We start from the raw sequence: 24,386 nt of genomic DNA on the forward strand, positions 1-24,386 counted from the left end.
GCTTCTGTGGTGAGCGGGCTTGTCGAATCGTCGCACCGCCCGCGCTGGGCTGCGAAGCGGCCCCAATAAGGTCACCGAAGAGTGCCAGAATCAATCGAGGTGAAGGTTTTGGGGCCGCTTCGCAGCCCAGCGCGGGGCAAGCCCGCTCACCACAGAGTTATGTGTCAGCCTTTAAGAGTTGTGTAGATACCTATGCCTCGATGGCGGCCTCTGGGCCGACCATTTTTTTGGATTGGACCGGGTACATATCCGTTGCTGCGGTCACGGCCGCTATGGGTTCCGCCCTTACGGCGGCTCACTTTTGAACAGCGCAAAAGTCCACTGCTTTTGCACCTCAATTGGACACTCCCCCTCGTAGTCTTGGCTAAACGCCTTATCTCGACGCAACCCGCATAAAACACTTTTTCGGGCCCTTAAACAGTGGTCTGCACCGATCCGTGGGTGCAATTCGGCGAAAAACGCAAAAGGGCCTGCGCTGTAATGCTCGCAGAGTGAGGGAGCGCAGGGTTGTGCGGTGTTTTCCAGCCGCGACAGCCTTGGGTTGAACACCACCAATCGGAGCGAAAAAAATGCGAATGAGCAACGCAAAAGCACTGTTGGGTTATGGGGCGTTCATGCTGGCGACCGCCAGCGAGGCGCATCAGATTTGGTACGAACAACTTCCCGGCCAGCCATTGGCCTTGTACTACGGGGAGTATGACAAGAATGTTCTGGAGGTGACCCCGGGGGGCATGGACCGGTTCAGGCAGCTGCGGGCCTGGTCGATGGCCGACCGGTCGGCACCGCTGCAGCTGAGCCTGCAGCGCCAGGCGTTCCTGCTGGCGGAGCAGCCCGGGCAAGAGGATTCGCTGCTGGCGCAAGACCTGCACTATCCGATGTTCGATGTGCATGAAGGCGCCAAGACCTTGAAAGCCGCCTGGACCCCGGCCACGCGTTGGGTCGGTGACCTGCGGGCCCGTAGCCCGGAGCTGACCCTGGATATCGTCCCCACCGGCGTTGCCGAGGCGGGCCGTGCGCAGTTCCGGGTGTTCTACGCGGGCAAGCCGCTGACGGGCCAGGAGGTCGTGCTGGAAACCGCCTCCGGTGAAGTCTTCAAGCAGCGCAGCGATGCCGCCGGCAACGTCAGCTTCGAGCTGCCCTGGCAGGGCACTTACGTGGTGGCCGTCGAGTACCAGGACAACAGCCCTGGGGAGCGTCTTGATCCGGCGGGCAAGCCCGAGCGGTTTGACGTCAAACGCTTCAGTTCGACGTTGTCGTTCCACCGCCAGCAAGGCCAGGCGGCGTTACCTCGCGCGCCGTCGCAACTGCCGGCATCGGAAGTCGCCAGGCTGAAAAAGTCAGCCTGATTCATTGCCTCCTTCATGAGTGATTGATATGACCCTTTCTTCAGGATTGGCCGGTCAGGCGGGCACTGTTGCGCCGACGCTTGCCCGCACGAACGTCACGGCGGCCACGCGCATGCTGGCTATCGATGCGCTGCGTGGTTTTGTGATGCTGTTGATGCTCATCGACCATGTGCGCGAAACCTTCTTGCTGCACCGGCAGGTCACCGACCCGATCGACGCCTTGAGTGTCACCCCGGACCTGTATTTCACCCGTATGCTCAGCGAGATCTGCGCCCCGGCGTTTATCTTCCTGACGGGCTTGTCGGCCTGGCTCTACAGCCAGAAACACAGCGCCCGCGAAACCTCGGTGTTTTTGCTCAAGCGCGGGCTGTTCCTGGTGTTCCTGGAAATCACCTTCGTGTGCTTTGCCTGGAATGCCGAATTCCCACCCAAGACGTTGTGGCTGCAAGTGATCTGGTGTATCGGCCTGTGCATGATCGTGCTCGCCGGTTTGCTGCACTTCAAGCGCGCCTGGCTGATCGTGCTGGGGGTGGCGATTGTCGCCGGGCATAACCTGCTCGACGGCGTGAGCGTCGGGCCGGAGTCGCCGTTCTTCGTGCCCTGGTCGATCCTGCATCAGCGGGTGTTTATCGACATTACCGAATTCACCCGCGCCCGCACGACGTATCCGATATTGCCGTGGATCGGTGTGATCCTGCTGGGCTGGGGCATCGGCCCGTGGTTTGGCAAGGCAATGCCGTCGGCGGAGCGTATCTCGCGCCTGGTCAAGCTGGGTGCAGGCCTGCTGGTCGCGTTCGTGTTTATCCGCTACCTCAATGTGTATGGCGAGAAACCCTGGGTGCAGACCGGTGATGCGCTGCGCACCTTCATGAGCTTCATGAGCGCGAAGAAATACCCGCCGTCGCTGATGTTCCTGATGCCCACCCTGGGCCTGTCGCTGCTGCTGTTGGCGCTGTTCGAGAAGTGGCAGGCCCGCTGGGCCACTGCGACCCTGGCGATCTACGGTGGGGCGCCGATGTTTTTCTACTTGCTGCACCTGTACGTGCTCAAGGCCATGTACCTGGTCGCGCTGGCGATCTGGGGCGCCAACCAAGGCACCTACTACGGTTTTGACGACCTGCCGATGGTGTGGTTGTGGAGCGTGATACTCGGGGTGTTGCTGTTCTTCCCGACACGCTGGTTCGCCGACCTCAAACAGCGTCGTCGCGACATCGCGATTCTCAAATACCTCTGACGGAACCAACGGTGTTCTGCGTCCTGCGGAACACCTTTGCCTGACACGTTCTGGAGTCAAACCGTGAAGATGCTATCGACCCGCACCCTGCTATTGGCATTGGGAGGGCAGAGCCTGCTCGCCTTCGCCGCCGAACAAGACACCGCCAAAGGCTTTATCGAGGACAGCCAGTGGAACCTGCTCAACCGCAGTGTCTACGACCGCCGCGACTACCAGCATGGCGCCCTCAGCAACGGCGCACGCAACGCCTACAAACCGCGATCCCAGCGCAGCGACCTGGCGGAAGAATGGGCCTATGGCCTGATGGCTGACTACGCCTCGGGTTTCACCACCGGTACCCTGGGTTTTGGCCTGGATGCGCACGTTTATTCCGCCTGGCAACTGGACAGTGGCGGTGGGCGCGCCGGGAAGGCACGGCTATTGGCGGTGGACAATGACGGCCACCCCAAGGAGCAGTTCAGCCGCGGTGGCGCAGTTGCCAAACTACGCGTTTCCTCCACCGAATTGCGCTACGGCGAGCAGCGGGTGAAAACCCCGGTGTTTGCCTCGTCCGACAGCCGCTTGCTGCCCGAAACCGCGACGGGATGGTGGTTGACCAGCCGCGAGTTGCCGGCCACCACCCTGTTCGCGGGGCACTTCAATGAGAGCACCGACCGCAACGCCAGCAGCCATGACCGAGGGTTTGTCGTCAACTATTCCAACGGCAGGCAAGGCGACCGCTTTGACTTGGTGGGCGTGCGCAATACGGCAATCAAGGGGCTGAGCGCCAGCGTGTTCAGTGCTGTCTATGAAGACACCTGGCGCCAGCATTACCTGGGGGCGGTCTACACCCGGCCGCTGTTTCCCGGCCAGGCACTGACCGTTGACCTGAACCTGTATCGCACCCAGGACACTGGCAAGGCGTTGTCGGGGCGCATCGATAACACCACATGGAGCCTGCTCTCGACCTATCGGTTCGGTGCCCACAGTGTGGGCGTGGGGTATCAGAAAGTCAGTGGCGACACGCCGTTCGACTACGTGACGCGCGGGGCGATTTACCTGAGCAACGCCGTGGCGTTGTCCGACTTCAACGCCCCACGGGAGGCCTCGTGGCAGGCGCGCTATGACCTGGACCTGGCGGCCCATGGCATGCCCGGCCTGAGCCTGGCGGCGTTGTATGTCCGCGGCAGTGGCATCGACGGCCGCCACATGGATCCTGGCGGTGGCTACCAATGGCTCGGCTACGGTGATGGGGGCAAACACTGGGAACGCGACCTGCAAGCACGCTACGTGGTGCAGTCCGGGGCCGCGAAAAATCTCGCCTTTACCCTGCGCCATGCCGTGCACCGGGGCAATGCGGCCCAGGCGGAGCTGGATGCCAACCAGATCCGCCTGGCGGTCGAGTACCCGTTGGGCGGGCGCTTGCACTAGGCCGGCGTTATTCCTGCAACTGCAACGCCTGCTGCTTGAGCTGGCGTTTCTGCGCGAACGGCAGCTTTTCATCGTCCCCATAGGGCGCGCTGTACCAGTTGCCGTAAGTCGGGTTGGGCAGCAAAAACCAGCGCTGCCCGAGCCAGTTCACATAGGGTTCGACGGCCTTGCGCTGGGCCTCGAGGGTGTTGCGTTCGGCCTGGACGAAATCCCCCAGGGAATCACCGGCCATCAATAGCACGCGAGCATGGCTGGCGACCCATTGGCGGCGGCAGTTCTTGCCGTAGCCGGCGCTTTCGCAGTGCCCGGTAGGCGTGCTGGCGGCGAGCACCTGTTGATGGCTCTCCACCGGAAAACCGCGCAGGCGCAGGTTGGCCACCGTGGCCGCGACCTGGCTGTGCTCGCGGTTGGTCAGGTAGTAAACCGTGATGCCTTTTTGTTGCGCCGCTTGCAGGAACGCCACGGCACCGGGGAGGGCCTGGGCCTTGGCCTGGTCGACCCAGGTGTTCCAGCGGTCGTAGCCATACACTTGGTTATTGATGACGTCGCGGGCATTGAGCGGCACGTTGTCCAGCAGGGTTTCGTCAATATCCACCACCACCGCCGGCGGCAGGCCGCTCAGGTTGCGGGGCGGGAAGGGCAGCGCGTCCCAGCTGGGATCGGCCAGCGCCACGTCGAGCTGGCGGGTGGCATGGGCGAAGACCTGGCGATAGATCAACTCGTGTTCGATGGAGGTCTGGGTCCAGAGTACGGCGTCGAGCTGGTCGTTGGCCGGCGGCGTTTGTTGGCAGCCTGCCAGCAGGCACAGGCTGGCGAAGATCAGGGGTCGCATGCAGAGGTCTCGCAGGGAAAGGGCGCGTGGGCGGCACCTTAGCCTGATTCAGCGTTGATGCACCACCGTCTTCAGCCTGGGCGCCGATGACTACTAAAACAGCCCGCCGTGGGTGATGCACGGCGGGCTGTTTTTTTACGGTGTTCTGTACTGGGGGCGCAGGGCCTCATCAATCATCCAGTGCGGTTGGCCGGGCCTGATGCACGTTCCGCCCACCCAGCGTTCGTGGCTGGCATGGTCGAGCCAGTACGCCTGTCCGTTGAGCACGCTATGGCCCAAGGGGGTCAGCGACAGCGGGCGGCGGGGCCAGTCCAGATGCGCCTCGGTTTCCGTCAGCAACGGCTGCTCGCCATCGATCAACGGCCGCAACAGCGCATGAAACATCATGTCCCCCAGGAACGGCAGCGGGTCGCGCCTGGCCGCCAGTTCGGCGAACACACGGCCAAACGGCAGCGGCCCGGCTTCGGCGAGGTAGGTCAGGGCCAGGCGCTCGGTCAGCGACAGGCCATCGCGTGTTCCCGGCAACTCCTGTAATTGACGCAACAGCGCCGGCGCCAGCAAGGGCAGGGCCGGGTGTTTGCCATGGGCAAGCTCGGCCAACGGGGTCGGTGAGCTGTCGCAATAGGCCGACCAGGCCTGTTTGGCCAGTTGCACCGCATCGTCACCGATGAGGCGCCGCTGTAGCCATAGCCACGCCAATACATCCGGCGCCAACTGGCCGATACCGATAAAGCGCTCGACACCGGGAATACGATCCACCTCGATCAGCTCCAGCTTGGGCGGTGCCTGCTCCAGGCCGGCCAGGGCACGGATCAGGAACAACTGGTCATAGGCGTCCGCCTCGCACCACAGCACGCTGTGCTCGGCACTGGCCAAGGTGTGGAGCTGATCGTATTCATCGTCGACGCGGCGCGTGACGTCCGCTAAGGGCAGGGCAAAGGCCTGGCTGATGAACTCGCTGCGCAGGGCGCGGAATTCTGCGGTGGGTATGTCGCGAACCGGCCCCATGCACAGCGGGTCGCTCAGCATGTGGAAGTGGCCCTTGAACCCGGCAATCTGAAGGCTATGGGCAATGTCATTGCCGCAGCGCCAGTGGGTGGTGCGCGCTTCGTCGCTGGCGGCAAAGTCGGGATGGCGGGCGGCGAAATCAATGGCGTCGACATGGGCCTTGAGCTTGGGCCAACTGCTGAAACCCAGTTGCCTGGCGATCTGCCATTGGGCCTGAGACAGGGTGGCGCCGGGGTCCTGGGCTTTCAGCTGGCGCAACAGTTCCTTGGCGCGCTTGCGCTGTTGCTCAAGGTTGAGACGGCCATCGGTGTTGGAGGATACAGGGCGTTGCGACATACGATCTCCTTGCACAAACCTTTTCCGCTTTAAGGTTGGGAGTCGTAGAAATGAGGTAGAGCTTCATTGTCCTGGGCGCAGCCCTTTCCGCGGAAGGTGGCGTAGAGAGCGCCAGGCGGGAAATATAGGCACTGCGGCGTTTGATTGCAAATCGGGCTTGGGATCAAACCCGTACTCTTTTTTGGGTTGCACGGGGTCAAGTGTGGGAGGGTGCTTGCTCCCGATGGCGATGGGTATCTACACAACTTTTCAGATCCTGACAAATCTCCCTGTGGCGAGCGGGCTTGTCCTGCGCTGGGCTGCGAAGCAGCCCCAAAACCAGCCTCTACAGAGTGTCTGATACACCGCGTTCTTCTTTACTGGGGCTGCTACGCAGCCCAGCGCGGGACAAGCCCGCTCGCCACAACAGCCCAATCTGCGGGGCGTTCAGCGTTGAGCCAAAGTTGTGTAGATACCTATGCCCCGATGGCGGCCTCTGGGCCGACCTTTTTTTTGGATTGGGCCGGGTACATATCCGTTGCTGCGGTAACGGCCGCTATGGGTTCCGCCCTTACGGCGGCTCACTTTTGGAAAGGCCCAAAAGTAAGCAAAAGGCCTTCGCCGTAGTGGTGGCGATAGTTTGAAATTTTTCATGAAAACTTCCCGCGCCTGCCGCACCATTGCGCCCAACAGGTTTAAGAGGAACACCGCGTCCATGAGTGCACTGATCGAAACCCGCGCCCTCACGCGCATGGACGAGCGCCGCCAGGTGCTGTTGCTCCAACCCACGAGTTTCACCTTGAACCGCGCCGACCGGGTGTCGATCACCGGTTCCTCCGGCTCTGGAAAAAGTGTGTTGCTGCGCGCATTGGCGTTGCTGGACGCCCCCACCAGCGGGCAGGTGCTGTGGAATAGCCAGCCGATTGTCGATGCGCAGATTCCGCACTACCGCAGCCATATCAGCTACCTGTCCCAACGCCCGGCGCTGCTCGAAGGCACGGTGGAGGACAACCTGCGTTTTCCCTTCAGCCTCAAGACCCTGCGCCAGCGTCGCTTCGACCCGGAAGCGGTGACCACTTTGCTGGGGCATGCCGGTAAGGCGGCGGATTTTTTGACCAAGAACGCGTTGGACCTGTCGGGTGGCGAGGCCCAGGTGGTCTCGCTGATCCGCACCCTGCAACTCAACCCCGAGGTGCTGCTGCTGGACGAACCCACCGCCGCCCTCGACCCCACCTCATCCCGCGATGTGGAAGCGTTGATCAGCGCCTGGTTTGCCGGCGACAATGCCCGCGCCTATGTCTGGGTGTCCCACGACCTCGACCAGGCCCGGCGCATGAGCGACATCCACTGGCAGATGAGTGCCGGGGTGTTGAGCGAGGCGGCCCAGCCATGAATTATCAGAATCTCACCGCCCTGGACATGGTCATCGCCGCTTCGCTGATCCTGGTCAACGGTGCGCTCTCCCTGCTGCTGCGCCTGGGCCTGGGCCGCCAGTTGCTGTGGGCGGCGGTGCGTACCGTGGTGCAACTGTCGGCCATCGGTTACCTGCTGGGCTGGGTGTTCGCGTTCGCCTACTGGTATGTGGTACTGCCGTTGATGGGCGCAATGACCCTGATCGCCGGGCTGTCGGCGGCGGGGCGTGGGCGTCGCACGTACCGGGGGCAAAGGGTCGACAGCATCCTGTCGGTGTGGGGCAGTTCGTGGCTGGTGACGGCAGTGGGCTTGTTTGCGGTGATCCGCATCCACCCGTGGTACGAGCCTCAGTACGCGATCCCGATCCTCGGCATGATCCTCGGCAACACCCTGACCGGCGTGTCCCTGGGGATCGAACGCATGACCCAGGAACTGACCTCGGGGCGCAACACCATCGAGATGATCCTGGCCCTCGGCGGCTCACGCTGGGAGGCGGCGCAGGAAGCGATCCGCCAGGCGGTACGCGCGGGGATGATCCCGACGCTGAACCAAATGACCGTGGTCGGCATTGTCAGCCTGCCCGGCATGATGACCGGCCAGGTGCTGGCGGGGGAAAGCCCGGTGGACGCGGTGCGGTATCAGATCGTGATCATGTTCCTGATTGCCGCGTCGTCGGCGTTGGGCACGGTGGGGGCGGTGTTGTTGACCTATCGGCGGTTGTTTTCCAGGAGCCACCGGTTTTTGCGTGAGCGCTTGCAAGAGCGCTAAGCGTTCAGTTAAGCGAAAGTGATTCACTGTAGGAGCGAGCTTGCTCGCGAAGAACTCAGGGCCACCGCGCTTATCGAGAATGAGCGCGTTGTCTGGGCGTTTTTCGCGAGCAAGCTCGCTCCTACAAAAAGCCTGGGGCAAGCCCGCTCGCCACAAAAGTATGGCTGACCCCGAAGGGCTCATCACAGGTTCAAGGCTGATCCACCACGCCAAAATCCAGCACCACCTTCATCGCCTGGGTCTTGTCCGCCGCCAGTTCAAACGCCTGCACCGCCTGCTCGAACGGCACCGTGTGGGAGATCACCGGGCACACGTCGATAACCTGGCGATTGAGCAAGTCCACCGCCTGGGCAAACTCACTGTGGAAGCGGAAGGTGCCGCGCAGGTCGATCTCGCGGCTGACCAGCAGGTTCAGCGGCAGCGACACCTCACCGCCCAAGCCGACCGTGACCAGCACGCCGCGTGGGGCGATGCAGTCCAGGCCGTTACGCAGGGCCTGGGCGCTGCCGGAGACTTCGAACATCACCTCGAAGTAACCCTTCTCGGCGGTGTAGCGCTTGAGCGCGTCGATGCCGTCGGCAATGTTGTGGGTGCGCGTGGCGCCCATTTTTTCCGCGCAGGCCAGGGCGCTGGCGGACAGGTCCACCGCGACGATTTCAGCCGCACCGGCGGCGCGCAGGCCGGCGATCAGTAGGTTGCCGATGGGGCCGCAACCGGTCACCAGCACGCGCTTGCCGAATACCGCGCCGGCCCGTTGGATCGCATGCAACCCCACCGACAGCGGTTCGGCCAGTGCACCTTCGGCGAGGCTGACATGATCGGCCAAAAGATGTGCCTGGTGCGTCTCGATCACCAGGCTCTGGCGAAACGCGCCCTGGACATGCGGGAAGGGCATCGCGCTGCCGTAGAAGCGCATGTCCAGGCAGTGGTTGGGCAGGCCTTGATGGCAATAACGGCAAGCACCGCACGGGCGCGAGGGCGATACGGTAATGCGCTGGCCGACCTTGAACCGGCCGGCGTCGGAGCCCACGGCATCGATCACTGCCGACACTTCATGGCCGAGCACCATCGGCTCGCGCAGGCGCACGGCGCCGAAGCCGCCGTGCTGGTAATAGTGCAAGTCCGAGCCGCAGATGCCGCCGCGGGCAATGCGCACGCGCAGTTGCTCGGGGCCCAGGCTGTGAGGTTCGTCCTGGGGGCTGACCCGCAGGTCTTTTGAGGCGTGGCAGACAATGGCGTGCATAAGGTTCTCCAGGGTTACAGCGACGCGGTGATGCCACCGTCGACATAGAGGATATGACCGTTGACGAAACTCGCGGCATCGCTGGCCAGGAACACCGCCGCACCGGCCAACTCAGCGACGTCGCCCCAGCGTCGGCTCGGCGTACGTTGCACCAGCCAGTCGCTGAACTCGGGGTTGGCCACCAGGTTGGCGTTCAACTCGGTCTTGAAGTAGCCGGGGCCGATACCATTGACCGTCAGCCCGTGAGGGCCCCAGTCGATGGCCATGCCCTTGGTGAGCATCTTCAACGCGCCTTTGCTCGCTGCATACGGCGCGATGCCCGGGCGGCCCAATTCACTTTGCACCGAACAGATATTGATGATGCGCCCACGCTTGCGCGGGATCATCGCTCGCGCCACGGCCTGGCCCACCAGAAAGGCGCTGTCGAGGTTGGTGCTGATCAGTTCGCGCCAATGCTGCTCGCTGTAGTCTTCCAGCGGCCCACGGCGCTGCATGCCGGCGTTGTTGACCAGGATTTCCAAGGGCCCGAGGCGCTCCTCGATAGCGGCCACGCCGGCCTGGATCGCCGCGCTGTCGGTCACATCGAACGCTTGGGTGTGCACCTCCAGGCCGTCAAGGGTCAGCAGCGCGGCCGCGTCGCGCAAGGTGCTGCGGTTACGCCCGTTGAGCACCACCCGCGCACCGGCCTGGGCCAGGCCTCGGGCGATGGCCAGGCCGATACCGGCACTGGAGCCGGTGACCAGCGCCAGCCGGCCATCGAGGCGAAAGGTGTCTAGAACGCTTTGCATGGGCATGTTTCTCCGGGCGCGCTTGTGATAATCAAAACAACGGCTGATTGGCTTAACTTCACTCCGGTGTAGGGCGCAGGTCCAATGTTCATTTATGATCGGCTGATCAATATCCGTGATAACCGGGGAGGATCGATGGAGCTCAAGCACTTGCGCGCCTTTGTGGTACTGGCCCAGGAGCTGCATTTCGGCCGGGCGGCGGCGCAGTTGTCGATTGTGCAACCGGCCCTGAGCATGCAGATCAAGCTGCTCGAAACTGGCCTGGGCGTACGCCTGCTGGACCGCAATCGCCACTCGGTGACCTTGACCGATGCCGGTCGGGTGTTCCTGCCCGAAGCTCAGGCGACCCTGCACCAGGCCGCGCGGGCGGCGGAGGCGGCGCGGGCGTCCAACCGGGGGGAAATCGGCCGGGTGCGCCTGGGCTTTGTGTCGTCGGTATTGCCGCACCTGTTACCCGAGTTGATCCGCACGGTGCATCAGCGCTACCCGCGTATCGAGCTGGAACTCAAGGACATGCCCGGCCCCGATCAAGCCGCCGCGCTGAAGAACGATCGCCTGGATTTCGGCCTGATGCGCCTGCCTGCCGCCTACCCTGGGGTGCAGACCCGCGTGGTGCTGCGCGAGCCGTTCTGCGTGGCCCTGCCGATGGATCATCCGCTGGCCGCGCAGGCGTCGATCCAGCCCGGCGACCTGTTCGACGTGCCGGTGTACATCCTTGCGCGGCGCTATGCGCCGGGGTTCTACGACGAATTTATCCAGGCCGTGGGCATCCCTTTGCAGATCGCGTCCGAACTGGGCGAGTTCACCACCATGCTCGCGCTGGTCTGCGCCGGGTTGGGCGTCGGCGTACTGCCGCAGCAGGCCGCGCGGGCGTTGCCGGCCAATTGTGTGTCGCGGCCACTGGCGTTGGGGGCGTTTCAGGCGCGTACGGGGTTGGCCTGGACCACGTTGGACAGTGCGGTGAAGACCACGCTGTTTGCGTTGATCGTCGAATTGTTTGGCGAGTGATTGTTTCACCGGCTGAAATGCTGGATTGTAAAAGCTGGTGATTCCAGTGGTCGGCGCAGCGGTGGAACATGCCGGTGTCAAAACCCACCCTTGGAGCCTTACATGTCCCAGCCTGCGATCAAACTCTATGGTTTCCCCTTGTCCGGCCATTCCCATCGGGCCGAGCTGATGCTGTCCCTGCTGGGATTGCCCAGCGAGTTCATCCTGGTGGACCTCAAGCAAGGCGCGCATAAAAGCGCTGACTTCACTGCGACCATCAACCGTTTCGGCCAGGTCCCGGCGATTGACGATAACGGCACCGTACTGGCGGACTCCAACGCGATCCTGGTCTACCTCGCCACGAAATACGGCAAGGGCCAATGGTTGCCAAGCGACCCGGTGGGGCAGGCGCGCGTACAGCGCTGGCTGTCGGCGGCCGCCGGCCAGCTGCACGCCGGGCCCGCCACCGCACGGCTGGCCGTGGTATTCGGTGCCGATGTGGATGCGGCGGCGGCGATCAGCCGTGCCCATGGCTTGTTGGCACTGGTGGAGCAGCAACTGAGCGAAACCCGCTTCCTGGCGGGGGAGCAAGCGAGCATCGCCGATATTGCGTTCTACACCTATGTGGCCCATGCGCCGGAAGGCAATGTGTCGCTGGCCGACTACCCTAAGGTGCGCGCCTGGCTTGCCAGTATCGAGGCCTTGCCGGGATTTGTGGGCATGCCGCGTACGGCGGTAGGGTTGCAATCACATTAACGTTGCTGAGGCGCATCGATGGACCGATTTCACGAAATGCAGGTGTTCCTGGCAGTGGCCGAGGAGGAGGGGTTTGCCGCCGCGGCGCGCCGCCTGAACACCTCGCCCCCCAGCGTGACCCGGGCCATCGCCGCCATGGAAGCGCGCATCGGCACCCAGCTGCTGGCGCGCACCACCCGCAGCCTGCACCTGACCGAGGCCGGCCAGCGTTACCTCGAAGATTGCCGGCGCATCCTCGCCGAGCTGGACGAAGCCGAAGAAGCGGCGGCGGGCAGTTATTCGATCCCCTGCGGCCACCTCACGGTGACCGCACCGGTACTGTTTGGCGAGTTGTATGTGGCGCCGGTGCTGGGCGAGTACCTTGACCGTTTTCCGCTGGTGAATATCAATGCCTTGCTGGTGGATCGGGTGGTCAACATGGTCGACGAAGGGGTGGATGTGGCGGTGCGTATCGGTCATCTGCATGAGCCGGGGCAGCAGGCGATCAAGGTCGGTGAGGTGCGCCGGGTGGTGTGTGCGGCGCCGGCTTACCTGGCGCAGCAGGGCCGGCCTCGGCACCCGTCGCAGTTACGCGAGGCGAAGCTTGCTGCCTCGTCTTCCAGCCAATTGCTGAGCGAGTGGACATTTGTCGAGGGCGGCCAGCCATTGGCGGTGCCGGTGGAGCCGCGCCTGGTGGTCACGGCGAACAACGCGGCGATCAATCTGGCGAGAGTGGGTTGGGGCATCACGCGGGTGCTGTCCTATCAGGTCGCGGCGGCGGTGGCGGCGGGTGAGCTGGAGATTGTCCTGGAGGACTTTGAACCGGCAGCGCTGCCGATCCAGGTGGTGTTCCAGAAAAGCCCACGGGTGCCGGCCAAGATCCTCACCTTTGTCGATTTCCTCAGCCATCGCCTCGGCCAGGACGCAGCTTTGAACCCGGCGATGCAGCGGCGCGGCTGATGGAACGTTATCGCGACATGCAACTGTTCGCCGCGCTGGCCGGGCAAACGAGCCTGGCGTCGGCGGCGCGCAGTGCCCAGGTATCCGGCCCGACCTTGGTGCGCGCCGTGGCCCGCCTGGAAGCGCGCCTGCGCGTGGCATTGCTGGCGCGCAGTACGCGCGGCGTCAACCTGACCGACGCCGGGCACGCGTACCTGGCCGACTGCGTGCACCTGCTGGCCGCCGTGGACGCCGCCGAAGCCTCGGCCAAGGGCTTGCATGTGCAGGCCCAGGGCAATCTGCGGGTGTTCATGCCGTTGCTGTTCAGCCGCTATGTGATGGCGCCGCTGTTGGCCAGCTACATGGATCGTTACCCTGCGGTGCAGCTCACCGCCCACTACCACGACTATTACCCCAACCTGCACGAAGAGGGGCTGGACGTGGCGATCCTGGTCGGCGAGTTGCCCAGCTCATCGCTGATCGCGCGCCCGGTCGGGCACGTGCGGCAGATCCTCTGCGCCAGTCCCGATTACCTGGCGGCGCACGGTGAACCCCGACACCCGGACGACCTCAAGCAGCATCGTCTGATCGCGAATGCCAACCCGGTGCATTGGGAATTCCAGGGTTGCCAGCTCAAGGCCCGCGCGCGGCTGAGTTGCGCCACGGTGCAAGGCGCGATCAATGCGGCGCTGCACGGCACGGGGCTGGTTCGTTGCTTGAGCTACCCGGTGCATGAGCATTTGCTCGGCGGCCAGTTATGCCGCCTTCTGCCGAGCTACGAGCCAGCGCCCTTGCCGGTGCACGTGGTGTACCGCGAGGGCCGGCATGCGCCGATGCGCGTGCGCAGCTTCGTCGACCACTGCGTGGCGGCGCTGCGTGAGCACTCGGCATTTCAGTTGGCGTAATAGTGGATTGCCTGGGGTGGGCATTCTGCATTTGACTGGTAGGGCGCAGCATGGGGGCAACCAACTTGAGGTGATCGCCATGAACCCTATCGAACAGTCCCCCTGGCATGCCGGCGAACGGCAGTTACAAGCAGCGGTCGGCGTGGCCGAGCGCATGGCGGTGGTCGGGCCCAAGGTGATACGCGATCACCTGCCGGAGCAGCATCGGGACTTCTATCCCTTGTTGCCGTACCTGATGCTCGGCGTGGTGGATGAGCAGGGGATTCCCTGGGCGACGATGGTCGAAGGCGCGCCGGGGTTTGCCCATTCTCCCGATCCTTATACTTTGCAGATTGACAGCCTGCCCTCTGCCAGCGACCCGGCTCGGGCCGCTTTGCACGAGGGTGCCGCAGTGGGCCTGCTCGGCATCGACCTAAACACCCGGCGCCGCAACCGCATGAACGGCCGTGTCGGCGGACTTGATCAGTACGGCTTGTCAATCGACGTCGTGCAGACCTTCGGGAACTGCCCCAAATACATCCAACTGCGGCCGGTCGATGGGGTTGCACGCAAACCTGGCAGCCAGGTCGAGCGCATGGGCGGCCTGGACGCTGCAGCCGAAACCATGATCCGCAACGCCGACACCTTCTTCGTCGCCAGCTACGTGGATGTCGACGGTGAACGCTCGGTGGACGTTTCCCATCGCGGCGGCCACACCGGCTTCGTGCGCGTGGAGGGCGACGTGCTGACCATCCCGGATTTTGCCGGCAACCTGTTCTTCAACACCCTGGGCAACCTGGCGGCCAATCCGGTGGCGGGGTTGTTGTTTATCGACTTTGAATCGGGGGACATGTTGCAGGTCGCCGGGCGTACCTCGTTGATTCTCGACGGGCCTGAGGTCGCCCGCTTCGAGGGCGCGCAGCGGTTATGGACAGTGACCGTGGAACACCTGGTCCGCCGCCCGGCGGCGTTGGCGTTGCGCTGGCAGTTCGCGGAGTTTTCGCCGTTCAGTTTGGGGATGGGGAGTTGGTAGCGTCAGCGTATTTATCACGACCTGTTGAAGATCAAACAGGGGAACTCCCTCTGTGGTGAGCGGGCTTGTCCCGCGTTGGGCTGCGCAGCGGCCCTAATCACTCCCACATGATGGGAGTTCGGGCTTCCACACCCGTTCTCTGAATGTGCAGCGACCCGCGAAGGGGGGCGGCGAGGTTGATCAGATACAACCCGAAAGTTGCGTAAGAGCGGTCCGATGGACCTGCTCATCTTCATCACCCAAAGCCCTCTCCTGGAGACGTAAGAATTTTAACGTTAGCCTTGCACTCCTACCGACAACAAGGACTCGTCATGCAACCCAAGGTCATCAATCCCAAGAGCGTATTCAACTCCCTGCAATACGGCTTCAGCCAAGCTATCGAAGTGCCTGATGGCCGGCGTATTCTGCTTTCCGGCCAGGTAGGTGTGGATGCCCAGGAGCTTACGGTCGGTCCAGGCATTGCCGAGCAAACCGATACGGCGTTGGACAATATCGAAAAAGTCCTGGCCGAGGTCGAGGGTGACTTGTCCCATGTGGTAATGCTGCGGCTGTATATCGTCGAGTCCGCACGTGATCAGCAGGAGCTCATCGCCCAGGCGCTGCGTGAGCGCTTCCCCCATAACCCGCCGCCGTCGTCCTGGATTATTGTCAGTGGGCTTTCGTTGCCGGAGTGGTTGATCGAAATCGAGGCGGAGGCGGTGATTTCACCGAAATAAGGCCACAACAAGCATGTTCACGCCAAAACCTGTTTGCCATGATCCCGCGGCTCACTGTCCCCCGCCCCGGCCGGTGCGGTACACGCGCACCTGATACGCAGCCATCAGCGTGACGCAGGGATAAACGCCACACTGCCCTCGTCACGCTTGTGAAACAGCCGCTCGCCATTGTCCGGCTGGGTCGTGATCACCTGATGATCCGCCCCCAGGAATGCCAACGGCGTCGGATCCTCCTTGGAAAACTGCGCGACGATGATCGTGCGCTGCGGGTCGAAAGCCTGGCTGCTGGTTTTTTCCAGCCAGGCCATGAACGCGGCGCTGTCGCCCTGGCGGGGGAAGTCCTGGGTTTCGGCGACGTAGTAGAAAGGCTTGCCGCCATTTTGCAGGTACATCGGGACCTTGTTGTCGACTTCCACCAGCACCATCTGCCATTGGTTCCAGGGCGCGCTTTTCACGGCCTCGGTTTGCACATCTTCGGCGAAGCGGGTCACGCCGCCGTTGCCGTTGGACCAGGGATAGGCCACGCCGAGGATCAACAGCATGAGTGTGGCAGCGATCCCCAGACTCTTCTGCCAGCGCGGCCAGCTGGCGGGCTTTTTCAACACGCGCTCACTCAGCCACCACGCCGCCAGCAATTGGGCGAACGGTACCAGCGGCAACACGTAGTAGCTGCGCCGGCTGCCGCTGGCGGTAAAGAACACGAACAGCAGGCCCAGGCCCCACACCAGCCAGCGCACGTTCGGCGGGGTGTTGCGCCAGTGCCGCACGGCCAGCCACAGGCCGAGCAGCCAGCACGGGGTCCAGGGCAACGTGTAGGCGGGCAGGTAGATCAGGTAGGTGTAGATCGGTCCCATATGGTCGAACGGGTCGAAGAAGCGCACCACGTTTTCCCGGAACACCAACGCCAGGCCGCTCTCGCCATAGGTCGGTGCGCCGTACAAGTGCGACAGCACGAACGGCACGGCATACACGGCGGCCGCGATCAGCACGGCCAGCAGCAGGCGCAGATTGAGGTGGCGCTTGTAGCGCTGTTCGCTGAGCAGGTGCGGCAGCAGTACCAGGCCGGGCAGCACAAAGCCGATCAGGCCCTTGAACAACGACGTCAGGGCCAGCAACAGGAAAAACACCGTATAGCGCCACAGCCGCGTGTCGTCTGGGCCGCGCCAATACCACGCGACTGCCGCCAGCACGCCGCACACGGTGAGCACATCCGCCGTAGCCACGCGGGCCCAGAACAGGAAGTAGAAGGTGGTGGCGAGCATCCAACCGGCGATCAGCCCCGTGCCCTTGCGGAACAGGCGTTCGCCAATCAGGTACACCAGCCACACACTCAGCCACGCGCCGATCACCGACGGCAGGCGCAATGACCAGGGCCCGAGGCCTCCCATCAGGTGCGCCGCGCCGGTGATCAGCCAGTAGGAGGGCAGGGGTTTGTCGTAATAGGGCACGCCCTTGAGGTACGGGTCGAAATAGTCACCGCTCTGCAGCATCTGCAAGGCGATATTCGCCCAGCGGGTTTCCGGGCCCCATAGGTCACGCGCACCCAGGCCGGTGAGCAGCAGCAGGGCCGAGACGCCCAGCAACAGCAGCAGGGCGCCGCGTTCGGTCTTGAGATAACCCGGCATCATGGCGCCTGCGGGTAGAGGATAAGTTCCAGGTAGCCCTTGTAATAGCGTTTGCCTCCGGGCGGCAATTGCCCGGCCTCGCGCATTTCACTGGTGCTGTTGACCCGCAGCAGCACGCCGACCGAGCCGTGTTGGCGGGCGTCCTTGAGCCAGGCTTGCACCTGCTCCAGATCGACTTTGCGCGGAGCCGAATCGGCATATTGCAAGCCGTAGCGCAGCTCGCCTTCGGTGTCATACAGCGTCACGTCGGGTCGTTGCAGGCGCCAGGCCAAGGCGCTGGCGCTCTCCAGTTCATTGCTCAGCAGCGCGTGGGTGTGCTGCAACTCATCCACATGCTCCAGCACAAATTGGTCGGGCATTTCGTTATCGGCGATGTAGGCCGGCATGCTCGACGGCAGCAGCACCACTAGCAGGCCGATGCCCAGGGCTGGCATTGCCCACAACGTCAGCGGCCGAAAGCTTTGCAGCAGGTTGGTGAGGATCCAGCCCAGCAGCACGATAAAGGCCAGCGACAGGCTGAACATCTCGGCATGGCTGTTGCCGTAGAGCGGCCTCGCGATTTGCAGGTAGATCAGGCCGATCATGGCGGCCATGCCGATCACGAAGTTGAACAGGCCATTGAGGCGCAGGGTTCGGGTTCTGCCTTGGCTGACCAGCTCGCTCAAGGTATGCCCCATCAGCAACGCCAGGGGCAGCAGGCACGGCATGATGTAGGTCGGCAGCTTGCCGTTGCTCAGGCTGAACAAGCCCAGGGGCAGCAGCAACCACAGGGCCAGGAAAGCGATCGCCGGTTGGCGCTTTTCTGTCCAGGCCTGGTGCAGGGTGTTGGGCAGCAGCCCGGCCCATGGCAGGCAAGCCACCGCCATGATCGGCAGGAAGAACCACCAGGGTCGCACGTGTTGCGCGTTGTCGGCGCTGAAGCGGCGGATGTGTTCATTCCAGAAAAAGAAGCGCCAGAAATCCGGTTCCTGAGTGTGGATCGCCAGCACCCAGGGCAAACACACCAGCACGGCCACGCCGATGGCCACCGGGCCATACCGCAGCAACTCGCCCAGGCGCCGCTGCCAGAGCATATAGGGCACGGCGATCAGCACCGGCAGCGCCCACGCCAGGAAACCCTTGGTCATGAACCCCATGGCACAGGCAAATCCCAACACGGCCCAGGCGCCCAGGCGGCTGCGCAGGGTGCTGCTGTCGAGGGCAAACCACAGCGCCACCAGGCTCAGGTTGACCCACAAGGTGAATGGCGGATCGAGGTTGGAATACCCCGCTTGCCCGGCCACCAGGCCAAAGCTCAGGTAGAGCAGGGCGCAGGCGAAGCTTTTGCGCGGGTCGTTCCACAGGCGACGGGCGATCAGGTAAGCGAGCAGCACACTCAAGCCGGTGGTCAGGGCCGAGGCGATGCGTACACCGAACAGGTTCTGGCCAAACACGGCCTGGCCCAGGGCGATCAGCCAGTAACCGGCGGCCGGTTTTTCGAAATAGCGGATGCCCATGAAGTGCGGTGCCACCCAGTTGCCGCTCAGGAGCATCTCCTGGCTGATCTGGGCGTAGCGGGTTTCATCCGGTATCCACAAACCGTGCAGGCCCAGTGGCAACAGATAAAACGCGACGAAGGCCAGCAAGAGTACCGGCAGGGGTTTCAGGCGAGTCATGAAAACGTCGCTCCTTGACGTCCGATGGTGTTTTTTTCAACTAATGAAGTAATGGCGAAAGTCGTCACGGCGTTCACTAAATAACAGGAAATAGTCATAACGACCTTAATTAAGGACGCAACTAAACATGCCAGAACAGGGCTGTCTTTTTGCTGAACATAAGCCTGGCGGCGGGAAGGGAATGACTTAGATTTGTTTAAGCGCGGCAGGCCAGTCCTGGTTTTTCATGATGCCCAGGGCCTTGAACTTGCCGTTGGCCAGCACCTGCACGAACAGCGCGCTGCCGTACTCGGAAAACTTGGCGTGGGGGAAGCCCAGGGCGGTTTCAAAGTCGGCGATGCAACCGCTGTGGGTGACGAATACGAGGTTGCGTCCAGCCTGTTTGTGGCTGAGCAGTTCTTCGCCCATGGCCTTGCCGCAGACGGCTTGTTCGCTGGAGGTCATGTCGGTTTTGCCGAACATGAAGCGCGAGGTCTGAGCCGTGCGAATGGCGGGGCTTGAGAGTACGTCAGTGCCGTCCATGCCCAGTGATTTAAAGGCTTTTCCCAGGTTTTCGGCGTGTTGGCTGCCATTGATCGTCACGCCTTCCACCGGGCCCAGGCACGGGTTGCTCGAACGGTCGCAGCGCTCTTCATGCCGCACCAGTACGATCAGGTCGCCGTCGCGCCACAGCGGCAGCACCTGGGACGTCAGCAGGCGGTTGCCCACGCCGAGGTCCCGTGGGGAGGTCGGCCAGAACAGCGCGCAAGTGAGCAGCACGGCAACCACCGTAAGCCCGAGCCAAAGCGGTTTGAGGCGCTTGAAAAAGGCTCGGCGCGAGCGTGGTTTAATCAGGGTAAGGTCAACCACTACATTCACCATGGTCACTATCGGCTGTGTTGTATTAATTAGGCGCAACTTGTCGGCAAGTGCCCGAAGTGAAGCGCGAGGCTGTCACAGGGTGGCTGTCTTTTCGCTGAACATGCTGCGGTTAAAAGTTGCCAGGCGTGGCAACTAATAAGTTGTCGACGAGTGACGCTTGGCCGGCAATTTAAAGTGCGGTGGGTGGGCGGCCGGTGAAAACCATGTGAAAAATTTGCGTGGCCTTGATCCTCAGCCGTTATTCTCGATTGCCAGCCATCAGATGAGTGTTCCCATGTTGCAGGTGCAAGGTGTCTTCAAAAGCTACGCCACCCCCCAAGGCCCGTTGGCGGTGTTGGCGGGGGTCGACCTGCACCTGGGCGCGCGCAGCAGCCTGGCGTTGATGGGTGAGTCCGGCAGCGGCAAGAGCACCCTGCTGCATCTGGTTGCCGGGCTTGATCGGGTGGACGGCGGCAGCATCGAGGTGGGTGAGCAGCGCCTCGACCGGATGAGCGAGGCGCAACTGGCCCACTGGCGGCGTACCGAGATTGGCCTGGTGTTCCAGCAGTTCAACCTGATCGGCAGCTTGCGCGTCGACGACAACCTGGCGTTCCAGGCCCGCCTGGCGGGGCGTTTTGATCCGCAGTGGCAGGCGCAACTGGTCGAACGCCTGGGCCTGGGGGACTTGCTCAAGCGCTATCCGGAACAACTCTCGGGCGGCCAGCAGCAACGGGTGGCGGTCGGGCGGGCGTTGGCCTCGCGCCCAGGTTTGCTGTTGGCCGACGAGCCCACCGGCAACCTCGACGAAGCCACCAGCGACGAGGTCCTGCAACTGCTGCTGGACCTGCTGCGCGACAGTCCCACCAGCCTGTTGATGGTGACCCACAGCCCACGCATCGCCGCCCGACTGGACCGGCAAGTGGTGCTGCATCATGGACAGGTCATGCCGACGTGAGGGTTTTTTACTGGACCTTGCGTGCCTTGCTCAGCCATTGGCGACGGCATCCGGTGCAGTTTTTCAGCGTACTTACCGGCCTGTGGCTGGCCACCGCGCTGCTGACCGGGGTGCAGGCCCTCAACAGCCAGGCCCGCGACAGTTACGCGCGCGCCAGCCAATTGATCGGCGGCGAACCCCAGGCCAGCCTGAGTGCGCCGGACGCCGCCAGTTTCGCGCAAACGCTGTTTGCCCAACTGCGTCGTGCCGGGTGGCCGGTGTCGCCGGTGGTGCAGGGGCGGCTGCAACTCAAGGGGCATGAGGACGTACGCCTGCAGTTGATGGGCATCGAACCATTGTCGTTGCCCGGCAGCGGCGCGGTGGCGGGGCAGCGCCTGAGCCAGGCGCAGATGCTGGCCTTCTTTGAACCGCCGGGTCTTACCTGGATTGCGCCGCACACCTTGCAGGCCCTGGGACTGCGTGAGGGCCAGCAACCGCTCACGCTGAATGGGCAGCGCCTGCCGCCGTTGCAGGTCCAGGCGGATATGGCGCCCGGCCTGTTGCTCACCGATATCGGGTTTGCCCAGGCGCTGCTGGAGATGCCCGGCCAGCTCTCGCGCCTGCTGGTGGACAAGGCCTTCGCCGCTCGCCATCCCACACCGCCCGCCGGGCTGCAGCTCAAGCAGGGCGAGGAGAATAACCTTGCACGGTTGACCGAGAGCTTTCACCTGAACCTTGATGCGCTGGGTTTCCTGTCGTTTGTGGTGGGGCTGTTTATCGTGCACGCGGCCATTGGCCTGGCCCTGGAGCAGCGGCGCGGGTTGTTGCGCACCTTGCGCGCCTGTGGGGTGAGTGCGCGGATGTTGATCCTCGGCCTGGGGGTGGAGCTGGGGGCGTTGTCGCTGTTGGGGGGCGTGCTCGGCGTCGCCAGCGGTTACCTGCTGGCCAGCCTGTTGCTGCCGGATGTGGCCGCCAGCCTGCGTGGCTTGTATGGCGCCGAGGTGCCGGGCCAATTGAGCTTGAGTCCCTGGTGGTGGGCGGCAGGGTTGGGCTTGAGCCTGCTCGGCGCCTTGCTTGCCGGCGCCAGCAGCCTATGGCGCGCGGCGCGTTTGCCGTTGCTGGCGCTGGCCAACGCCCAGGCCTGGCACGAGGCCCATGGGCGCTGGTTGCGGCGCCAGGGCTGGGTCGCGGCTACGGCCTTGCTGATCGCGTTGTTGGCGTTATGGCTGGGCGACAGCCTGGCGGCGGGCTTTGTGTTGATGGCGGCCTTGCTGCTCGGCGCCGCCCTGGGCTTGCCGGTGCTGCTCAATGGCCTGTTGGAGGCGCTGCTGGGGCGCAGCCGTTCGGTACTCGGCCAGTGGTTCCTGGCTGACTGCCGTCAACAACTGCCGGCCCTGAGCCTGGCGTTGATGGCGCTGCTGTTGGCCCTGGCCGCGAATATCGGCGCGGGCTCCATGACCTCAGGCTTTCGCCACACGTTCAACAACTGGCTGGAGCAACGCCTCACCGCCGAGCTGTACCTCAACCCGCAAACCCCGGCCCAGGCAGAGCAACTCAGCGCCTGGCTGGCGCAGCAACCGTTGGTGCATACCGTGTTGCCCACCTGGCAGGTCGCGGTGCAATTGCAGGGCTGGCCGGCGGATCTGTTTGGCGTGGTCGACGACCCGACCTATCGCCAGCACTGGCCGTTGTTGGAAGCGGCGAGCGCGCCGTGGGACCAGTTGCAGCAAGGCGAGACCCTGATGCTCAGCGAACAGCTGGCGCGGCGGCTCGGGGTGACGCTGGGTGATACGGTGAGCATTCCCACGCCCCAGGGTGTGTGGTCGCCGACCGTGGTGGGGGTGTACGCCGATTACGGCAACCCCAAGGGCCACGTGCTGGTCAATTCCCGGCACCTGCTGGCCCGCTGGCCGACACTGGCACCGGCGCGTTTCAACCTGCGGCTGTTGCCGGAAAACGTGGCGCCGCTGGTGGCTGAAGTGCAGCGCGCCTTTGCCCTGGAAGACAGCCGTATCGTCGATCAACAGCAACTCAAGGGCTGGTCGAGCCAAGTGTTCGAGCGCACCTTCGCCGCCACCGCCGCGCTCAACAGCCTGACCCTGGGCGTGGCCGGCGTGGCGCTGTTCATCAGCCTGCTGACCCAGAGCCAGAGCCGCCTCGGCCAACTCGCCCCGCTGTGGGCATTGGGGGTGACGCGCAGGCAATTGATGCTGCTGAACCTGGGGCAAACCTGGCTGCTGGCGGTGCTCACGTTGCTGCTGGCGTTGCCGTTGGGCCTGTTGCTGGCGTGGTGCCTGGACGCGGTGATCAACGTGCAGGCCTTTGGCTGGCGCCTGCCGTTGCAAGTGTTCCCGTGGCAGCTCGCACAATTGCTGGGGCTGGCGCTGCTGGCCACGTTGTTGGCGTCGGCTTGGCCGCTGTGGCAGCTGTACCGCAGCCGTCCGGCGGATTTGTTGAGGACGTTTGCCCATGAAGATTAAGCCCCTGTTCCTGGCTGTCCTCTCTGTAGGAGCGAGCTTGCTCGCGAAAAACCCGAGAGCGCCGCGTGCAGCCGGAATGCCCGCGTTATCGTTGACGTTTTTCGCGAGCAAGCTCGCTCCTACAGGGCTTCTTCTGTTGCTGTTAGGCGCGTGCGACCAACAACCTGCGCCGCCGGAAAGCTTCGCCGGCCTGGGCAGTGACGCGGCCGACTTTGCCCAGGTGCTGCCCGGCAAGGTCTTCAGCTTTCCCGAGGACCACGGCCCCCACGACGGCTTTCGGATCGAGTGGTGGTACGTCACCGCCAACCTCAAGGACGCCCAGGGCAATGTGTTCGGCGTGCAATGGACGCTGTTTCGCAACGCCCTCAAGGCCGGGCCGACGCAGGCGGGCTGGCACGACTCGACCGTATGGCTCGGCCACGCCGCCGTCACCTCTGCCACCCGCCACTATGCCGCCGAACGCTTCGCCCGCGGTGGCGTCGGCCAGGCCGGGGCGCAGGCCGCGCCGTTCAACGCCTGGATCGACGACTGGAATTTTGCCAGCCAGCCCGGCGCCGCGAGCGCCTTGGCGGACATGCAACTCAAGGCCAGCGGGGCGCAATTTGCCTACGACCTGCGCCTCACCTCCAGCCGGCCATCGGTGTTGCAAGGCGACAACGGCTACAGCCGCAAATCCGATCAGGGCCAGGCGTCGTACTACTACAGCCAGCCGTTTTTTACCGCCGAGGGCAGTGTCAGCATCGACGGCAAGACGTATCAGGTCAGCGGCCCGGCGTGGCTCGACCGCGAATGGAGCAGCCAACCGCTGACCGCCAGCCAGACCGGCTGGGACTGGTTCTCCCTGCACCTGGACCGAGGCGAGCAACTGATGCTGTTTCGGGTGCGGCAAACCGACGGCGTGTCCTACCTGACCGGCACCTGGATCGACCGTGAAGGCCACACCCAGACCCTGCACAACGCCGACATCCAACTGGCACCGCTGGACACCACGGCGATTGACGGCCGCCAGATTCCCACACGCTGGTCGCTGAAAATTCCCGGCAAGCAGCTGGATATCACCACCCAGGCCGTCAACCCCAAGGCCTGGATGAACCTGAGTATTCCGTACTGGGAAGGGCCGGTGCGGTTTGAGGGTGGGGTGGGGTACCTGGAGATGACCGGGTATTAGGGTTGTTTCTGTAGGCGCTGTTTCTTCGTGAAG

At 63.7% G+C, this 24,386-nt stretch carries 21 protein-coding genes; 14 read left to right on the top strand and 7 right to left on the bottom strand.

Annotated elements, in window-relative coordinates:
* Window positions 1-575: 575 nt before the first annotated feature.
* From PspCFBP13509_RS18330 to PspCFBP13509_RS18340, 3 genes are all read left to right on the top strand, one after another.
* On the top strand, window positions 576-1,346 hold the full coding sequence (locus PspCFBP13509_RS18330) for a DUF4198 domain-containing protein (protein WP_242001079.1): 771 nt from the start codon (window positions 576-578) through the stop codon (window positions 1,344-1,346).
* 28 nt (window positions 1,347-1,374) lie between these two features.
* Window positions 1,375-2,580, top strand: a complete 1,206-nt coding sequence (locus tag PspCFBP13509_RS18335) for a DUF1624 domain-containing protein (RefSeq protein ID WP_065926969.1) — start codon at window positions 1,375-1,377, stop codon at window positions 2,578-2,580.
* A 69-nt stretch (window positions 2,581-2,649) separates the two neighbouring features.
* The gene (locus PspCFBP13509_RS18340) at window positions 2,650-3,990 is read left to right on the top strand and encodes an OprD family porin (RefSeq protein ID WP_370671272.1); all 1,341 of its coding nucleotides are present in this window, start codon (window positions 2,650-2,652) and stop codon (window positions 3,988-3,990) included.
* 7 nt (window positions 3,991-3,997) lie between these two features.
* On the opposite strand, the gene PspCFBP13509_RS18345 is transcribed toward PspCFBP13509_RS18340, so the two are convergent.
* Window positions 3,998-4,822, bottom strand: coding sequence for a 5'-nucleotidase, lipoprotein e(P4) family (locus tag PspCFBP13509_RS18345; RefSeq protein WP_065926971.1), 825 nt, complete (start codon window positions 4,820-4,822; stop codon window positions 3,998-4,000).
* A 135-nt stretch (window positions 4,823-4,957) separates the two neighbouring features.
* Window positions 4,958-6,166, bottom strand: a complete 1,209-nt coding sequence (locus PspCFBP13509_RS18350) for a DUF1835 domain-containing protein (RefSeq protein WP_065926972.1) — start codon at window positions 6,164-6,166, stop codon at window positions 4,958-4,960.
* A gap of 694 nt (window positions 6,167-6,860) precedes the next feature.
* On the opposite strand from PspCFBP13509_RS18350, the gene PspCFBP13509_RS18355 reads away from it, so the two are divergent.
* Window positions 6,861-7,538 (top strand): ABC transporter ATP-binding protein, encoded by a 678-nt coding sequence (locus tag PspCFBP13509_RS18355; RefSeq protein WP_065926973.1) that lies wholly within the window; start codon window positions 6,861-6,863, stop codon window positions 7,536-7,538.
* Window positions 7,535-8,326: an ABC transporter permease gene (locus PspCFBP13509_RS18360; protein WP_065926974.1), complete on the top strand. Its 792-nt coding sequence runs from the start codon at window positions 7,535-7,537 to the stop codon at window positions 8,324-8,326. The genes PspCFBP13509_RS18355 and PspCFBP13509_RS18360 overlap by 4 nt, the downstream gene beginning before the upstream one ends.
* Window positions 8,327-8,516: 190 nt before the next feature.
* On the opposite strand, the gene PspCFBP13509_RS18365 is transcribed toward PspCFBP13509_RS18360, so the two are convergent.
* Window positions 8,517-9,569 carry an L-idonate 5-dehydrogenase gene (locus tag PspCFBP13509_RS18365; RefSeq protein WP_137212460.1) on the bottom strand — a complete coding sequence of 351 codons (1,053 nt, stop codon included), beginning with the start codon at window positions 9,567-9,569 and terminating at the stop codon, window positions 8,517-8,519.
* 14 nt (window positions 9,570-9,583) lie between these two features.
* On the bottom strand, window positions 9,584-10,357 hold the full coding sequence (locus PspCFBP13509_RS18370) for a glucose 1-dehydrogenase (RefSeq protein ID WP_137212461.1): 774 nt from the start codon (window positions 10,355-10,357) through the stop codon (window positions 9,584-9,586).
* A gap of 135 nt (window positions 10,358-10,492) precedes the next feature.
* On the opposite strand from PspCFBP13509_RS18370, the gene PspCFBP13509_RS18375 reads away from it, so the two are divergent.
* The 6 genes from PspCFBP13509_RS18375 to PspCFBP13509_RS18400 all read left to right on the top strand — a co-directional run bounded on the left by PspCFBP13509_RS18375 (window position 10,493) and on the right by PspCFBP13509_RS18400 (window position 15,651).
* Entirely contained in the window at window positions 10,493-11,365 is an 873-nt protein-coding gene (locus PspCFBP13509_RS18375; protein ID WP_137212493.1) for a LysR family transcriptional regulator, read from the top strand.
* 102 nt (window positions 11,366-11,467) lie between these two features.
* Window positions 11,468-12,100, top strand: coding sequence for a glutathione S-transferase family protein (locus tag PspCFBP13509_RS18380; protein WP_065926978.1), 633 nt, complete (start codon window positions 11,468-11,470; stop codon window positions 12,098-12,100).
* A gap of 18 nt (window positions 12,101-12,118) precedes the next feature.
* The gene (locus tag PspCFBP13509_RS18385) at window positions 12,119-13,039 is read left to right on the top strand and encodes a LysR family transcriptional regulator (protein WP_065926979.1); all 921 of its coding nucleotides are present in this window, start codon (window positions 12,119-12,121) and stop codon (window positions 13,037-13,039) included.
* Window positions 13,039-13,923, top strand: coding sequence for a LysR family transcriptional regulator (locus PspCFBP13509_RS18390; protein ID WP_074847258.1), 885 nt, complete (start codon window positions 13,039-13,041; stop codon window positions 13,921-13,923). Before PspCFBP13509_RS18385 ends, PspCFBP13509_RS18390 begins: the two co-directional genes overlap by 1 nt.
* A gap of 79 nt (window positions 13,924-14,002) precedes the next feature.
* On the top strand, window positions 14,003-14,935 hold the full coding sequence (locus PspCFBP13509_RS18395; RefSeq protein ID WP_065923759.1) for a pyridoxamine 5'-phosphate oxidase family protein: 933 nt from the start codon (window positions 14,003-14,005) through the stop codon (window positions 14,933-14,935).
* Window positions 14,936-15,246: 311 nt separating this feature from the next.
* Window positions 15,247-15,651, top strand: coding sequence for a RidA family protein (locus PspCFBP13509_RS18400; RefSeq protein ID WP_065946430.1), 405 nt, complete (start codon window positions 15,247-15,249; stop codon window positions 15,649-15,651).
* Between the two features lie 104 nt (window positions 15,652-15,755).
* Here the strand turns inward: PspCFBP13509_RS18400 and PspCFBP13509_RS18405 are convergent, their stop codons facing one another.
* The 3 genes from PspCFBP13509_RS18405 to pmrG form a co-directional block, all read right to left on the bottom strand.
* On the bottom strand, window positions 15,756-17,276 hold the full coding sequence (locus PspCFBP13509_RS18405) for an ArnT family glycosyltransferase (RefSeq protein ID WP_137212462.1): 1,521 nt from the start codon (window positions 17,274-17,276) through the stop codon (window positions 15,756-15,758).
* Window positions 17,276-18,931, bottom strand: coding sequence for a lipid IV(A) 4-amino-4-deoxy-L-arabinosyltransferase (gene arnT / locus PspCFBP13509_RS18410; protein ID WP_137212463.1), 1,656 nt, complete (start codon window positions 18,929-18,931; stop codon window positions 17,276-17,278). The genes PspCFBP13509_RS18405 and arnT overlap by 1 nt, the downstream gene beginning before the upstream one ends.
* A gap of 186 nt (window positions 18,932-19,117) precedes the next feature.
* Entirely contained in the window at window positions 19,118-19,792 is a 675-nt protein-coding gene (gene pmrG, locus PspCFBP13509_RS18415) for a lipopolysaccharide core heptose(II)-phosphate phosphatase PmrG (protein ID WP_137212464.1), read from the bottom strand.
* A gap of 274 nt (window positions 19,793-20,066) precedes the next feature.
* On the opposite strand from pmrG, the gene PspCFBP13509_RS18420 reads away from it, so the two are divergent.
* From PspCFBP13509_RS18420 to PspCFBP13509_RS18430, 3 genes are all read left to right on the top strand, one after another.
* Entirely contained in the window at window positions 20,067-20,726 is a 660-nt protein-coding gene (locus PspCFBP13509_RS18420; protein ID WP_065923765.1) for an ABC transporter ATP-binding protein, read from the top strand.
* Complete coding sequence (locus tag PspCFBP13509_RS18425) at window positions 20,723-23,185, top strand: ABC transporter permease (RefSeq protein ID WP_137212465.1); 2,463 nt, start codon at window positions 20,723-20,725, stop codon at window positions 23,183-23,185. The genes PspCFBP13509_RS18420 and PspCFBP13509_RS18425 overlap by 4 nt, the downstream gene beginning before the upstream one ends.
* Before the next feature lie 76 nt (window positions 23,186-23,261).
* Window positions 23,262-24,353: a lipocalin-like domain-containing protein gene (locus PspCFBP13509_RS18430; RefSeq protein ID WP_137212494.1), complete on the top strand. Its 1,092-nt coding sequence runs from the start codon at window positions 23,262-23,264 to the stop codon at window positions 24,351-24,353.
* Window positions 24,354-24,386 lie beyond the last annotated feature (33 nt).

Source organism: Pseudomonas sp. CFBP13509, from assembly GCF_005233485.1.
Lineage (GTDB): Bacteria > Pseudomonadota > Gammaproteobacteria > Pseudomonadales > Pseudomonadaceae > Aquipseudomonas > Aquipseudomonas marginalis.

Excerpts from the sequence above, each read along its gene's own strand:
- PspCFBP13509_RS18330 (WP_242001079.1), top strand. The coding sequence starts at position 576 with ATGAGCAACGCAAAAGCACTGTTGGGTTATGGGGCGTTCATGCTGGCG.
- PspCFBP13509_RS18335 (WP_065926969.1), top strand. The coding sequence starts at position 1,375 with ATGACCCTTTCTTCAGGATTGGCCGGTCAGGCGGGCACTGTTGCGCCG.
- PspCFBP13509_RS18340 (WP_370671272.1), top strand. The coding sequence starts at position 2,650 with ATGCTATCGACCCGCACCCTGCTATTGGCATTGGGAGGGCAGAGCCTG.
- PspCFBP13509_RS18345 (WP_065926971.1), bottom strand. The coding sequence starts at position 4,822 with ATGCGACCCCTGATCTTCGCCAGCCTGTGCCTGCTGGCAGGCTGCCAA.
- PspCFBP13509_RS18350 (WP_065926972.1), bottom strand. The coding sequence starts at position 6,166 with ATGTCGCAACGCCCTGTATCCTCCAACACCGATGGCCGTCTCAACCTT.
- PspCFBP13509_RS18355 (WP_065926973.1), top strand. The coding sequence starts at position 6,861 with ATGAGTGCACTGATCGAAACCCGCGCCCTCACGCGCATGGACGAGCGC.
- PspCFBP13509_RS18360 (WP_065926974.1), top strand. The coding sequence starts at position 7,535 with ATGAATTATCAGAATCTCACCGCCCTGGACATGGTCATCGCCGCTTCG.
- PspCFBP13509_RS18365 (WP_137212460.1), bottom strand. The coding sequence starts at position 9,569 with ATGCACGCCATTGTCTGCCACGCCTCAAAAGACCTGCGGGTCAGCCCC.
- PspCFBP13509_RS18370 (WP_137212461.1), bottom strand. The coding sequence starts at position 10,357 with ATGCAAAGCGTTCTAGACACCTTTCGCCTCGATGGCCGGCTGGCGCTG.
- PspCFBP13509_RS18375 (WP_137212493.1), top strand. The coding sequence starts at position 10,493 with ATGGAGCTCAAGCACTTGCGCGCCTTTGTGGTACTGGCCCAGGAGCTG.
- PspCFBP13509_RS18380 (WP_065926978.1), top strand. The coding sequence starts at position 11,468 with ATGTCCCAGCCTGCGATCAAACTCTATGGTTTCCCCTTGTCCGGCCAT.
- PspCFBP13509_RS18385 (WP_065926979.1), top strand. The coding sequence starts at position 12,119 with ATGGACCGATTTCACGAAATGCAGGTGTTCCTGGCAGTGGCCGAGGAG.
- PspCFBP13509_RS18390 (WP_074847258.1), top strand. The coding sequence starts at position 13,039 with ATGGAACGTTATCGCGACATGCAACTGTTCGCCGCGCTGGCCGGGCAA.
- PspCFBP13509_RS18395 (WP_065923759.1), top strand. The coding sequence starts at position 14,003 with ATGAACCCTATCGAACAGTCCCCCTGGCATGCCGGCGAACGGCAGTTA.
- PspCFBP13509_RS18400 (WP_065946430.1), top strand. The coding sequence starts at position 15,247 with ATGCAACCCAAGGTCATCAATCCCAAGAGCGTATTCAACTCCCTGCAA.
- PspCFBP13509_RS18405 (WP_137212462.1), bottom strand. The coding sequence starts at position 17,276 with ATGCCGGGTTATCTCAAGACCGAACGCGGCGCCCTGCTGCTGTTGCTG.
- arnT (WP_137212463.1), bottom strand. The coding sequence starts at position 18,931 with ATGACTCGCCTGAAACCCCTGCCGGTACTCTTGCTGGCCTTCGTCGCG.
- pmrG (WP_137212464.1), bottom strand. The coding sequence starts at position 19,792 with ATGGTGAATGTAGTGGTTGACCTTACCCTGATTAAACCACGCTCGCGC.
- PspCFBP13509_RS18420 (WP_065923765.1), top strand. The coding sequence starts at position 20,067 with ATGTTGCAGGTGCAAGGTGTCTTCAAAAGCTACGCCACCCCCCAAGGC.
- PspCFBP13509_RS18430 (WP_137212494.1), top strand. The coding sequence starts at position 23,262 with ATGCCCGCGTTATCGTTGACGTTTTTCGCGAGCAAGCTCGCTCCTACA.